Genomic DNA, 13117 nt, shown 5'->3' on the forward strand with positions numbered 1-13117 from the left:
GTGGCTTGTCGCGCCCACGCGGCGGAGCCGCACAATGTCACAGTCCCGCGCCCCTTCAGGTCAGCTGCCCGGCCGCCCGCTTACATGGCACGCACCTTTGCGGACGCCTTTCTTGCTGCTACCAGGACCGGGTCCCATACCGGGGAGAACGGTGGGGCGTAGCCCAGGTCCAGGGCTGTCATCTGCTCCACCGTCATGCCTGCTGTCAGGGCCACCGCGGCGATGTCCACGCGTTTGCCCGCGCCCTCGCGGCCGACGATCTGGACGCCGAGGAGGCGGCCGGTCCTGCGCTCGGCGAGCATCTTGACCGTCATGGGGGAGGCGCCGGGGTAGTAGCCGGCACGGCTGGTGGACTGGATGGTGACTGCTTCGAACTGGAGGCCGGCCCGGCGGGCGTCCTTCTCGCGCAGGCCGGTGCGGGCGATCTCGAGGTCGCAGACCTTGCTCACGGCGGTGCCCACGACGCCGGGGAAGGTGGCGTAGCCGCCGCCGACGTTGGTGCCGATGACCTGGCCGTGCTTGTTGGCGTGCGTGCCGAGGGGGATGTGGCGCTGCTGGCCGGAGACCAGGTCGAGGACCTCGACGCAGTCGCCGCCCGCCCAGATGTCCTCATGGCCCCGTACCCGCATCGACAGGTCGGTGAGGAGCCCGCCGTGCGTGCCGAGCGGCAGGCCCGCGGCCTTGGCGAGCGTGGTCTCGGGGTGGACGCCGATGCCGAGCACCACGACGTCGGCCGGGTACTCGGCGTCCTCGGTGGCCACCGCGCGCACCCGGCCGTCCTCGCCGGTGAGCAGCTTGGTGACCGCGGAGTCGTCGACCATGGTGATGCCCAGGCCCTCCATGGCCTCGTGGACGAGGCGGCCCATGTCCGGGTCGAGGGTGGACATCGGCTCGCTGCCCCGGTTGACGACCGTCACCTCGTAGCCGCGGTTGATCAGAGCCTCGGCCATCTCCACGCCGATGTAGCCCGCGCCCACGACGACCGCCCGTCGGCCACGCGCGCGTGCCAGCGTGTCGATCAGCGCCTGGCCGTCGTCGAGGGTCTGCACCCCGTGCACACCGTCCGCGTCCATGCCCGGCAGGTCCGGCCGGATCGGGCGGGCGCCCGTCGCGATGACCAGCTTGTCGTACGACGTCCAGGACTCGGCCCCGGAATCGACGTCACGCGCGCGTACCCGCCGCCCGGCCACGTCGATCTCCACGACCTCCGTACGCATGCGCAGGTCGATGTCGCGTGCCCGGTGCTCCTCGGGGGTGCGGGCGATCAGCCGGTCCCGCTCGGTGACGTCGCCGCCCACCCAGTACGGGATGCCGCAGGCGGAGAACGAGGAGAAGTGGCCGCGTTCGAAGGCCACGATCTCCAGCTCGTCGGGCCCCTTCATGCGGCGGGCCTGCGACGCCGCGGACATGCCCGCGGCGTCGCCGCCGATCACGACCAGTCGTTCCACCCCGGCGTCCACACGGTTCACACGACTCATGCTCATGCGAACACGCTACGGGCCTGGGGCATTTCAGTCCCGCTCGCCTCCCTGCTCCGCCTCCGCCTCCGCCTCCGCGCGCGCGGGCTGCGGCGCGGCGGCCGGCCGCCGGGGCCGTACCAGGCGCAGCCACAGCACGAAGATCAGTGCCGCGAGTGCGGCGAACGGCAGGACCGCGCCGAGCGTCATCGCGATCCAGCGCAGCATCGTGACGAACGCGTCCCAGCCGCCCGCCAGGGCGTCCACGAACCCCGGGTCGTCGTCCTCGGCGGCCTTCTCCACCGGAGTCGCGGTCAGGGAGAGGGTGATGGTGGCCATGCCCGTGCGGTCCTTCAGGGAGGCCTGCTGGGCGAGCAGGGCCTCCAGGTCGGACTGACGGCGGCTCAACTCGCCCTCCAGCTCGACGATGTCGCTGAGCCGGGTGGCCCGGTCCATCAGCTCACGCACCCGGGTCACGCTGGCTCGCTGCGAGGTGATGCGGCTCTCCACGTCGACGACCTGGTCGGTGACGTCCTGCGCCTTCGCGGTGCGGTCGAGGAGCTTGCCCGCGCCCTGGAGATCGGCGAGGACCTCGTCGTACTTCTCGGTGGGCACGCGCAGGACCACGCGCGTGTGCTCGTCGCCCTCCTCGTCGCGGGTGGTGGTCTCGTCGCCGATGTAGCCGCCCGCGTTCTCGGTGGCGGCGCGGGCCCGGTCGAGGGCCTTCGGCACGTCCTTGACCTGCACGGTCAGCGAGGCGGTGCGGATGATCCGGTTGGCGGTGAGCTTGGGCGGCGTGGTGGCGGCAGCGTCGCCCGGCTTGCCGTCCGCGGCACCGCTCCCGGCGCCCTCCGGAGCGGCGGCCTTGGCGGCGCCTCCCGCCCGGTCGTCGGCGGCGGTGCTCGCGGAGCCGGAGTCGTCCGCCCCACTGCATCCGGTGAGGGCGAGGGCGGCGGCGAGCAGCAGCCCGGCCAGGGCCTGGCCGGACCGTACGGAACGTCGTGTGCGCATGGGCGTACCCCCGAGGGTCGTGACGACTGACGCTCCTTCGACGCCGGGGCGGCCCGGGACGTTGGCGGGAAACGGTCCCGATGCGGTCACGGTCGGGACTCGTGCGGGACTCGTGCGGAAGTCCGGGGCGCCGAGGGGCTGTCAGTGGGGTCTGAGACAGTGGGGGCATGAGCGCAACGGGTACGAGCACGGGGCATGTCGTCGTCATCGGAGCCGGTGTCGCGGGCCTGTCCGCCGCCCACCGCCTGCTGGGGCACGGCGCGCGCGTGACCGTTCTCGAGGCGTCCGACCGGATCGGCGGCAAGCTGCTGCCCGGCGAGATCGCGGGCGCCCGTGTCGACCTGGGCGCCGAGTCGATGCTGGCCCGCCGCCCCGAGGCGGTCGCCCTCGCGCGCGAGGTGGGCCTCGACGGCAGTCTCCAGCCGCCGGCCACCGCCACCGCCTCGATCTGGACCCGCGGCGCCCTGCGCCCCATGCCCAAGGGCCACGTCATGGGCGTCCCCGGCACCGCCGCCGCCCTGACCGGCGTCCTGTCCGACGAGGGCCTCGCCCGTATCGAGCGCGACGCCGACCTGCCCCGCACGGAGGTCGGCGACGACGTGGCGGTGGGGGAGTACGTGGCCGCGCGCCTCGGCCGCGAGGTCGTCGACCGTCTCGTCGAGCCCCTGCTCGGCGGTGTCTACGCGGGCGACGCGTACCGCATCTCGATGCGCTCGGCCGTCCCCCAGCTCTACCAGGCCGCCCGCACGCACACCTCCCTCACGGAGGCGGTCCGCGAGATCCAGGCCAAGGCCGCGGCCAACCAGCAGACCGGCCCCGTGTTCATGGGCATCGAGGGCGGGGTGGGCCGGCTGCCGCTCGCGGTGGCGGAGTCGGTCCGCGCGCGGGGCGGCGAGATCCTCACGGGCACCCCGGTGACCGAGCTGCGCCGGGAGCCCTCCACCGCCTGGCGGGTCGTCGCCGGGGACCGCGTCCTGCACGCCGACGCCGTCGTGGTCGCCGTACCGGCTCCGGCCGCCGCCGCCCTGCTGCGCACCGAGGCTCCGGCCGCCGCCGCCGAGCTGTCCGCCGTCGAGTACGCCTCGATGGCCCTGGTCACCCTCGCCTACCGGCGCGCGGACGTCCGCCTCCCCGAGGGCAGCGGCTTCCTCGTCCCGCCCGTCGACGGCCGCACCATCAAGGCGTCGACCTTCGCCTCCCAGAAGTGGGGCTGGATCGCCGACGAGAACCCGGACGTGCTGGTGCTGCGCACGTCCGTCGGGCGCTACGGCGAGACGGAGATCCTCCAGCGCGAGGACGCCGACCTCGTCGCCGTCTCCCGGCACGACCTGCGCGAGGCGACCGGCCTGGACGCCGCTCCCCTGGAGACCCGCGTCGTCCGCTGGACCGACGGCCTGCCCCAGTACCCGGTCGGCCACCACGCGCGCGTGGCCCGCGTCCGCGAGCACGTCGGCAAGCTTCCGGGCCTCGCGGTGTGCGGCGCCCAGTACGACGGCGTCGGCATCCCGGCCTGCATCGCGAGCGCGTACGCGGCGGTCGACCAGATCCACGGCGACCTGCGCGCTGTGCAGGAGCTCACCGCCAACCCGGTGCAAAGCCTTCACGGCGGAGCGGGAGAATGAGAACCATGAGTGACGACGCCCCCACCACCGAGTCCGGCAGGGTCCCGAACAAGGGCAAGCTGGCCAAGGACCTCAACGAGGTCATCCGCTACACGCTGTGGTCCGTCTTCCAGCTGAAGGACGTGCTGCCCGAGGACCGCGCCGGTTACGCCGACGAGGTCCAGGAGCTGTTCGACCAGCTCGCCGCCAAGGACGTGACGATCCGCGGCACCTACGACGTGTCCGGTCTGCGCGCCGACGCCGACCTCATGATCTGGTGGCACGCCGAGACCAGCGACCAGCTCCAGGAGGCGTACAACCTCTTCCGCCGCACGAAGCTGGGCCGCGCACTCACGCCCGTCTGGTCGAACATGGCGCTGCACCGCCCCGCCGAGTTCAACCGCTCGCACATCCCGGCGTTCCTCGCCGACGAGACGCCCCGCAACTACGTCAGCGTCTACCCCTTCGTGCGCTCCTACGACTGGTACCTCCTGCCCGACGAGGACCGCCGCCGCATGCTCGCCGACCACGGCAAGATGGCCCGCGGCTACCCCGACGTACGCGCCAACACGGTCGCCTCCTTCTCCCTCGGCGACTACGAGTGGCTCCTCGCCTTCGAGGCCGACGAGCTCTACCGCATCGTCGACCTCATGCGCCACCTGCGCGCCTCGGAGGCCCGCATGCACGTCCGAGAAGAGGTCCCGTTCTTCACGGGCCGCCGCAAGGACATCACCGAGCTGGTGGCAGGCCTGGCGTAACTTCTCAACTCCGGGCAGGGGACCGCGCCCCTCAGGGGCGCGGGGCCGTGTCCATGTGCGGCTCCGCCGCGTGGGCGCGATCAGCCACAGACGACCCGCAGCCCGTCACCCGGCGTTACTGCGAAACGGCCGGTTCGGCGCGTGGCTCACACGCCGCGTGCCGCCCCGGAAGCCGCCCTTCAAGCAGGTACGCCTCAAGGTGCCCGTTGACGCACGCATTCGGTCCCCCAACAACCCCATGCGTCCCAGCGTCCCGCTCCGTCACCAGCACCGCCCCCGCCAGCCGCCGCTGCAACTCCACCGCCCCGGTGTACGGAGCCGCCGCATCCCGCTCGGCCGCCAGAATCAGCGTGGGCGGCACCTCACCCGGCCCGGTCCGCACGTCGAGCGGCTTCTGCCGGGGCGCCGGCCAGTACGCGCAGGGCAGGTTCGTCCACACGTTCTCCCACGTCTCGAAGGGCGCCACCCGGGCGAGCCGCGTGTTGTCGCGGTCCCAGACCTTGAACTCCGTCGGCCAGGGCGCGTCGTTGCACTCGACGGCCGTGTAGACCGCGTTCGCGTTCTCCGCCTCGGCCGCCGCCTCCGTGACCGGTCCCGCCTGCTCGATCAGCGGCTTCGGGTCGCCCTGCAGATACGCCGACAGCGCCTGCGCGCGGTGCGGCCAGTAGTCGTCGTAGTACCCGGCCTGGAGGAGCGCGCCCTGCAACTGCCGGGGCCCGACCTTCCCGCCCGCCGGCTTCTCGGCGAGCCGTGCCCGCGCCCGCTCGTAGCTGAGCTGCACCTCCTCGGGGGTGGCGCCCAGCCCGTACACGGCGTCGTGCCGGGCGACCCACTCCCGGAAGTCCGCCCAGCGGCCCTCGAACGCGGCCGACTGGTCGAGGTTGTTGCGGTACCAGATCTGCGCGGGGTCCGGGTTCACCGCCGAGTCGAACACCATCCGGCGTACGTGCGAGGGGAACAGCGCCGCGTACAGCGCCCCGAAGTAGGTGCCGTACGACGCTCCCATGAACGTCAGCCGGTCCTCCCCGAGCGCGGCACGCAGCACATCGAGGTCGCGGGCGTTGTTGAGGGAGTTGTAGTGCCGCAGCGCGCTGCCCGTCCGTTCCGCGCAGCCGCGCGCGTACGCCTTCGCCTGCGCGACACGCTCCCGCTTGAACGACTCCGAGGGGTACGTGGGCGCCTGCGAGGGGCCCTTGAAGAACTGCCGGGGCTCCTGGCAGGACAGGGGCGCGGAGCGGCCCACCCCGCGCGGGGCGTAGCCGACCAGGTCGTACGCGGCCGCGACGCGCTCCCACTGCGGCAGCAGGCCGATCAGGGGGAAGTACATGCCGGAGGCGCCGGGCCCGCCCGGATTGTACACGAGGGCGCCCTGCCGGGGCACCCGGCGCTTGCTGTTGTGCGGGTCGCGGTGGGTTGCCCCGACCCGGCTGACGGTGAGCTTGATCTGCCGGCCGTCCGGGCGCGCGTAGTCCAGCGGGACGGTCACCGTGCCGCACTCCATGGCGCCCGGCGTGTCCTGCTCCTCGGCGCACTTCCCGAAGTCGATCCCCTCCTCCTCGGCGCGCGCGGCGGCGACCGCCGTGCCGCGCCGCTCGGCCGCCGCGTCGGGCACGCCGGGGGTGCCGGGCGCGCCGCCCGCCGGGGCGGCGGTGAGGGTGGTCAGGAGCAAGGATCCGGCGGCCGAGTAGAGGACGGCAGCTCTCATCGCGTATCCCTTCGGTGCACTACGGCGACAAAAGGGATGTTTGGTCCGACCGTTGGGGAAGGCAAGCACCGCCCGCGGGTGTCGGCTTCAATGCCCCCGTGCGCCCCCGGGGCACGCCGTGCGTCAGTCGCGCGGCTCGTGGTACTCGCGGTGCGCGAAGGCCGCGCGCAGGTTCGGCTCACCGATCGCGCGGACACCCCGTACGGCGACGGAGGTCAGGAACGTACGGTCGTCCCCGGCGATCTTGGTGCGCCGCGTCAGGGCGCCCAGGAGCCGCTGCCCGGCCGGGGAGGCCCAGCGCGAGTACGGGTGGACCTCGACCCTCGCGATCGCCAGACAGCTCAGGGTGAGCGCGAGGGGCAGCGCGAACCAGACGGCGACCAGGCTGCGCGGCATGGCCGACGGAACGGGCGCCAACAGGGCGGCCGCGCCCAGCGCGAGGACGACCACCGCCGCGAGCCGCACCTGGCGCACCCCGGTCGCGACCGTCGTACGCGCCCCGTCGGGCACCGCGAGGCCCGCGCTGACGAGCCGGTCGGCGATGCCGCGCACGGCGTCGGCGGCGGCCGCGGCGGCCCGCACCGGAGCGATGCGGGACTGCCCCTCCGGGCCGATGGCCCCTAGGACGGACCGCTCCATGTCGTCCCGCCCGCGCGGGTCCACGACGGTCGCCCACCCGGTGTGGGCGAGCAGCAGCCTGCGCTGCCGCGCCATGGACACCAGCGTCAGGTCGGCGACCCGCGCGGGGCCGCCGGACAGGAACGCCGCCTCGTACAGCGTCAGATCGTGTGCCCGGTCCGTGTCCTCGTCGACGGCCGCCGCGCGTACGGCGGCCAGGCACAGTCGTGTACACGCCGTGCCCGCGACGGTCCAGGCGAGCAGCAGGAGAAGGACCCAGAACATGCCGCGTTTCTATGCCAACGGGCACGCGAACGCCATGCCTTGCTCACCATCCGGACGCAGTGTTGTCGGTATGTGACGTTCCGCTTGGTGGTCAGCTCAGTGACGGGCCCGCCGCGGCCGGCGGAAGCGTGTAGGTGGGCGACGTGGACCCCATCGGCGTCGGCGTGACCGGAACCACCTCGCCCGGGTTCGTGCCGAAGTCGAGACCCGTCGGAGTGGGGGAGCCGGTGGCCGTCGGCGCGCTCGTCGAGGCCAGGTCCCGGGCGAGGGCGTCGAAGTCGACGTAGCCGGTGGCCTCCAGGACCTTGATGTGGTCCAGGACGGTCGTGTTGGCGTCGTCGGCGAGGTCGCGCACCAGCGAGTTCTGAGTGCCGGCCCGCACCTGGGCGACGACCGAGAACACCCGGCCGTGAGCCAGCCGAAGGATGTTGGCGAACCTGCGGTCGTAGTCCGCGCCCTGTGCCGTGTCGAGCTCCCGCAGCCAGCCCCGCTGCTGCTCGTTGGGCTCGTTGGGCAGCGTCAGCCCGAGTCGCGAGGTGACGTTGCGCACCCGCTCGTCCAGGAAGGTGTGCCCCTCGACGAGGTGCTGCCCCGCGGTGCGTACGGCCTCGGTCGTGCCCTTCTGCTGTGCCTGCTGGCCGGCGGGCAGCTCCCACAGCCCGGCCAGCCGGACCTTGGTGATGAAGTCCCGGTCGAGCGCGGACAGGGGCCCGTACTGCGTCGCCACGGTCTCCGCGTTCAGTACGTCCACATCCGTGCCGGGCTGGTCGCTGTACGTCCAGAGGGGGAAGGCGAGCGCGGCGAGGGTCGCCGCCATCCCGGCGATGATGAGTCCGGTGCCACTGAATATGCCTCGGCCCTTGACGGGGGGTCGCGGTCGCATGGTGCCTCCTGCTTGCGACACCGCACGCTGGTGCGCTTCGGGTGCGGGGTTGGCATATTACTGCGGGGTTTACGCCAACTTCCGTACGGGGGCGAAGCGTTGGATCGGGGGTCATTCAGGGGCGAATGGGGGAGCGGGGCTGGGTGGCATACAGGGGTCAATGTGACCGAACCGGGCGCCGGGTGTGCGTGAGGTGGCCGTTGTGTTAACCCGAGCACACTCGACGGTGACGGACGCGTGGATGCGACGCGACCGTTCACCGGTCACCTCCGCAGCAGGACCCGCCGGGTGGCCCGGGCGAGACGGGCCGCCGGTCGGGGCGCGTGCGGCGACGGCCCGGACCGCTCCAGCCACCACTCCCGCAGTTCCCGCCGGGCCCTGCCCTCCGGCAGCCGCTCGTCGCCCAACGTGCGCTCGGCGAAATCCAGGGCGTCCTGCCGGTAGCCGCCGGTCATCGGGTGCCGGTGGGCATACGAGAGGAAAGCCGGCCGGTACCTCTCGCCCAGGATCTCCGGCAGCTCCGGCGCCACCTTCGCCACGACGTCCGCCCGCTTCCCCGCCAACGCCCGCGCCTGCACCCCCACCCGCACCCGGTCGAACCCCTCCGGCACGGGCGTCCCGGCCACCAGCGCCGACAACAGCGCGGCCTGCGCGAGGGCGAGCCGCTGGCGGGCGGGGTCGGTGACGGAGGTGGTGTGCGACGCGGCCGACGCCCGGTCGTCGGCCTCCGCGAGCCGTGGAGTCGGCTGGAGGTCGGCTTCCGCCTCCGCCCGGCCCGTGGCCACGGCCTCCCGAATGGACGCCAGCTCCCGCTCCAGTTCCGTCGGCTCGGGGAAGTTCTCGTCGCGTTCCAGGAGGACGCCCGGTGGCAGGACGCGGGAGGCGAGGTCGGTCAGGATGTCCAGGACGGGCCGGGGGACCGGGTGGGCGTGGCTGTCGTGCCAGACGCCGTCGCGTTCGAAGCCGCCGGCGACGTGGACGTAGGCGAGGGCCTCCAGGGGAAGCTCGGCGAGTGCCTTGGCGGGGTCCTCGGCGCGGTTGACGTGGTTGGTGTGCAGGTTCGCCACGTCGATCAGCAGCCGCACCCCCGTCCGGTCGGCCAGCTCGTACAGGAACTGTCCCTCGGTCATCTCCTCGCCCGGCCAGGAGATCAGCGCGGCGATGTTCTCGACGGCGAGCGGCACGGGCAGCGCGTCCTGCGCGATCCGCACGTTCTCGCACAGCACGTCGAGGGCGTCCCGGGTGCGCGGCACGGGCAGCAGGTGGCCGGCCTCCAGGCGCGGGGAGGCGGTCAGCGGGCCGCCCGCCCGGACGAACGCGATGTGCTCGGTGACCAGCGGCGAGCCCAGCGCCTGCACCCGCTCGGCGAGGGCGGTCAGCCGCCCCTCGTCGGGCCGGTCCGCGCCGCCGAGACCGAGCGAGACACCGTGCGGGACCACGGTCACCCCGCGCTCGCGCAGCCGCAGCAGCGAGTTGGGGAGGTGCCCGGGACAGACGTTCTCCGCGACGACCTCGACCCAGTCGATACCCGGCATCCGCTCCACGGCGTCCGCGATCTCCGGCCGCCAGCCGATTCCCGTCCCCAGTCGCTTCATGGTCCCCTCCCTCTGTGACGGGGGTATGGCCCCGCCCACCGGGACCGAACCGCCTGCCGGGCACCTTCAGAGCAACATTTGAGGTTCGGCCGGCGGCTTCAGCAGCTGCCCGCAGATACGCGCGGGAGGCCCCCGGTGTTCAAAGGGAACGCAAATGTCAGGCCTGGATGTCAGGCTCTGATGGTCAGGCCTTGAAGGCGACCCCGCCGAAGCTGTCCACGTCCCGCCGCCCGCCGGAGGCGGCCGGGTCGGCACGCCAGTCGGCGACCGGAGCCAGGCCCGGCTCCAGCAGCTCGAACCCGTCGAAGAACCGGGTCAGCTGCTCGGGGGTGCGGTTGACGCGCGGGTTGTCGCTCGCCTCGTTCCAGCGCTCCACCATCGCGCGCATCTCCGCCGGGTGGAACACCTCCGTGCTGTCGCAGAACACGAGGTAACTCCCCGCGGGCAGGGCGTCCTTGAGGTGTCCGACGGCCTCGTACGCGATCTCGTCGGGCACATGGGCGGCGATGCCGAGCAGCATCAGCGCCACGGGCCGGCCGAAGTCCAGGGTGTCCTCGGCGCCGCGCAGGATCGTCTCCGGTTGGCGCAGGTCGGCGTCGATGTAGGCGGTGGCGCCCTCGGAGGTGCTGGTGAGCAGGGTGTGCGCGTGCTGGAGCACCACCGGGTCGTGGTCCACGTACACGATCCGTGCCTCCGGAGCGATGCTCTGGGCGACCTCGTGCGTGTTGTCGAGCGTGGGCAGGCCGGTGCCCACGTCGAGGAACTGCCGGATCCCGGCCTCCGTCGCCAGATGCGTGACGGCGCGCTTCAGGAACGCCCGCTGGGCGCGCGCGATGTCGACGATCTCCGGGTTCAACTCCCGGATCTGGTCGCCGACCTGACGGTCGATCTCGTAGCAGTCCTTCCCGCCCAGCCAGTAGTTCCAGATGCGCGCGGAATGCGGCACATGGCTGTTGATCAGCGGACGGTCCAGTGACATGACGACTCCCGGGAAGCGGAACGGCCCTGCGTGGTCAGTGCGTTGCCGCTCTCACCGTAGCCCCATGATCCCCGTGCGAGCCCTGTGACCCCCACCTCAACCACCTCAGCTACCTCAACCACCTCAGCTACCTCAACTACCGCAGCTACCTCAACGCCGGATGATCCGCGACCACCGTGCAGCTGCCCGGCGCGATCTCGGTGAACCCGGCGTCCCGCACCAACGGCAGCCCGCTGCCCGTGAGTTCATCCCATCGGCTCGGGTCGGCGGTACGCACCGCGAGCGGGAACCCCGCGTCCCGCCAGGCCACCCGCTGCTCGTCCGACAGCTCCCACCAGGCCAGTTGGGCACCGTGCCCCGCCTGCGCCATCGCCTTCCCGGCCGACATGTCGAGGTCCGGGCTCATCCACAGCACCGGCGCACTGGGATCCGCCTCCACGGGCGGCTCCGGATCGTCGAGATCGGTCCCGGACACCTGAAGCCGAGCCAGCTCCTTCGGCCACCCGTCCAACGGCACGGGCGGAAACACCCGCACCTCCGCGGCCTTGCCGGTGACCGTGATGCCCGGCAACGCCCCGGCCCGCCGCCACTCGGCGCCCCGAGCCCGCCGCACGACCTTCCGAATCCGGGCGTCCTGCCAGTCCCGCACGACCTGCGCCCACTCGCCGTCCCCGGCCGACCGCTCGTCACTGAGCATGACGAGCACCGCACGGGCAGCGGTCTCCAGGGCGTCGGTACGGGCGGGCGGTGCATCCCGCTCGATGCGGACGACGAGGGGCAACACGAACTGGGGTGCCTGGTCGCGTGCGCTGGGCTCGGACCGGAAGGGACTCTCACTCACGCGCGCAGGCTACTTGACCCACGCGCAGGCCTAGGCTCCGGTCCGCTTCTCCAGGCGGCTGCCACGCGGCAGGGTGAGGGACATGATGTCGCTGGGGGCGTCCAAGGCGATGCGGTGCCATCGCCCCTGCGGCACGACGACCGCGGTTCCGGGCGTCAGCTCGAACTGCTCCTCCTCTTCTCCCGGCCGCTGCGGACGTAGGCACAGGCGTATCCCACCGGTGAGGCAGGACACGACTTCGTCCGCCTCGGGGTGGAGTTCCCAGTGGCCGGCGTGGACGTCGGCGTCGGTCTCCACATGGAAGGTCATCAGCTGCCAGCCGTCCCGGTCGGTGTCGAAGACCGGCTGCTCGGCCAGCACCCGGCCGCCTGGGCGAAGGTGGATGAAGGAGGCGAAGAGATCGATCGGCGTGACGGTCATGCGGGGAGCCTTACTTGGTGAGGGCACGGCGCAGGGTGGCGCCGAGTGCGGCGAGTTGCCGCTGCGAGACATCGGCGGACTGGATCGCCAGCGACCCGTGGAAGGTGCCGGGCCACTGGCGCAGCTCGACCGATACGCCCGCCTGGAGCAGGCGCAGCGCGTAGTCGATGCCTTCGTCGCGGTTCGGGTCGAATTCCGCGGTGGCGACGTAGGCCGGCGGGAGGCCGGACAGGTCGTCGGCGCGCGCCGGTGCGGCGTACGGCGTGGCGGGCCGGTCGCCCAGATAGTGTCCCCACGCCGCGGCGCGTACGGCGCGCGTGTTCCAGGGGGTGTCGGTGAAGTTCCGCGCCGACCAGGTGTGCGAGGCGTCGTCGAGGATGGCCTCGTTGAGCAGTTGGAAGCGGATCGGCGGGCCCTGCTCGTCACGTGCCCGCAGGGCCACCGCGGCCGCGAGGTTCGCGCCGGCGCTGTGGCCTCCGACCGCGATCCGGTCCGGGTCGATACCGAGTTCGGCCGCGTGGTCGTGCGTCCACTTCAGTACGGCGTAGACGTCGTCGAGGGCGGCCGGGAACCGGTGCTCGGGCGACAGACGGAAGTCGACGGTGATCACGACCGCGCCGGAGGTGTCCGCGATCGGAGCGGCCCACAGGTGCTCGGTGTTCAGGGAGCCGACGACCCATCCGCCGCCGTGCAGCCAGATGACGGCACCCTGGGACTGATGCGGGCGGTAGATCCGCACCGGCACGTCCGGATCGGCGGGCACCGTACGGTCCTCGATCTCCAGGCCCGAAGTGTCCGGTGCGGGCCTCGACGTGGCCAGGTCGGCGTAGATCTTGCGGTAGGCGACCAGGTCGGTCAGGTCGGTGCGGGGGAGCAAGGGGATGAATGCTTCGAGTTCGGGATCCATGCCGGTCATCCTCACCGGCAGCCGCTCCGGGATCATCCGCCAACTGTCGGGTGTCGC

General features: G+C 72.5%; 12 protein-coding genes. 2 read left to right on the forward strand and 10 right to left on the reverse strand.

Annotated features, from left to right (window positions below; translation table 11 throughout):
- Positions 1–80: 80 nt before the first annotated feature.
- Positions 81–1484 (reverse strand): FAD-dependent oxidoreductase, encoded by a 1404-nt coding sequence (locus ACFYWX_RS15010; protein WP_389424431.1) that lies wholly within the window; start codon positions 1482–1484, stop codon positions 81–83.
- 27 nt (positions 1485–1511) lie between these two features.
- Entirely contained in the window at positions 1512–2468 is a 957-nt protein-coding gene (locus ACFYWX_RS15015; protein ID WP_389424432.1) for a DUF4349 domain-containing protein, read from the reverse strand.
- A gap of 167 nt (positions 2469–2635) precedes the next feature.
- Between ACFYWX_RS15015 and hemG the strand changes: the two genes are divergently transcribed.
- Both hemG and hemQ read left to right on the forward strand, forming a co-directional pair.
- A complete protein-coding gene (gene hemG, locus ACFYWX_RS15020; RefSeq protein WP_389424433.1) occupies positions 2636–4090 on the forward strand; it encodes a protoporphyrinogen oxidase in 1455 nt (484 codons plus the stop codon).
- Positions 4091–4095: 5 nt separating this feature from the next.
- Positions 4096–4827, forward strand: a complete 732-nt coding sequence (gene hemQ, locus ACFYWX_RS15025) for a hydrogen peroxide-dependent heme synthase (RefSeq protein WP_389424434.1) — start codon at positions 4096–4098, stop codon at positions 4825–4827.
- A 115-nt stretch (positions 4828–4942) separates the two neighbouring features.
- Here hemQ and ACFYWX_RS15030 read toward each other — a convergent pair whose 3' ends face one another.
- The 8 genes from ACFYWX_RS15030 to ACFYWX_RS15065 all read right to left on the reverse strand — a co-directional run bounded on the left by ACFYWX_RS15030 (position 4943) and on the right by ACFYWX_RS15065 (position 13060).
- Positions 4943–6532, reverse strand: a complete 1590-nt coding sequence (locus ACFYWX_RS15030) for an alpha/beta hydrolase (protein ID WP_389424435.1) — start codon at positions 6530–6532, stop codon at positions 4943–4945.
- Between the two features lie 123 nt (positions 6533–6655).
- A complete protein-coding gene (locus ACFYWX_RS15035; RefSeq protein WP_389424436.1) occupies positions 6656–7435 on the reverse strand; it encodes a TIGR04222 domain-containing membrane protein in 780 nt (259 codons plus the stop codon).
- Positions 7436–7526: 91 nt separating this feature from the next.
- Positions 7527–8318 carry a DUF4142 domain-containing protein gene (locus tag ACFYWX_RS15040; RefSeq protein ID WP_389424437.1) on the reverse strand — a complete coding sequence of 264 codons (792 nt, stop codon included), beginning with the start codon at positions 8316–8318 and terminating at the stop codon, positions 7527–7529.
- Positions 8319–8581: 263 nt separating this feature from the next.
- Entirely contained in the window at positions 8582–9913 is a 1332-nt protein-coding gene (locus tag ACFYWX_RS15045) for a DUF692 domain-containing protein (RefSeq protein WP_389424438.1), read from the reverse strand.
- A 184-nt stretch (positions 9914–10097) separates the two neighbouring features.
- Positions 10098–10892, reverse strand: a complete 795-nt coding sequence (locus ACFYWX_RS15050; RefSeq protein ID WP_389424439.1) for an SAM-dependent methyltransferase — start codon at positions 10890–10892, stop codon at positions 10098–10100.
- A 145-nt stretch (positions 10893–11037) separates the two neighbouring features.
- A complete protein-coding gene (locus ACFYWX_RS15055) occupies positions 11038–11733 on the reverse strand; it encodes a peptidyl-tRNA hydrolase (protein ID WP_389424440.1) in 696 nt (231 codons plus the stop codon).
- A gap of 30 nt (positions 11734–11763) precedes the next feature.
- A complete protein-coding gene (locus ACFYWX_RS15060; protein WP_389424441.1) occupies positions 11764–12153 on the reverse strand; it encodes a cupin in 390 nt (129 codons plus the stop codon).
- Between the two features lie 10 nt (positions 12154–12163).
- Positions 12164–13060, reverse strand: a complete 897-nt coding sequence (locus ACFYWX_RS15065) for an alpha/beta hydrolase (RefSeq protein ID WP_389424665.1) — start codon at positions 13058–13060, stop codon at positions 12164–12166.
- Positions 13061–13117 lie beyond the last annotated feature (57 nt).

Source organism: Streptomyces sp. NPDC002888, from assembly GCF_042888465.1.
In the GTDB taxonomy this organism is placed as follows: Bacteria; Actinomycetota; Actinomycetes; order Streptomycetales; family Streptomycetaceae; genus Streptomyces.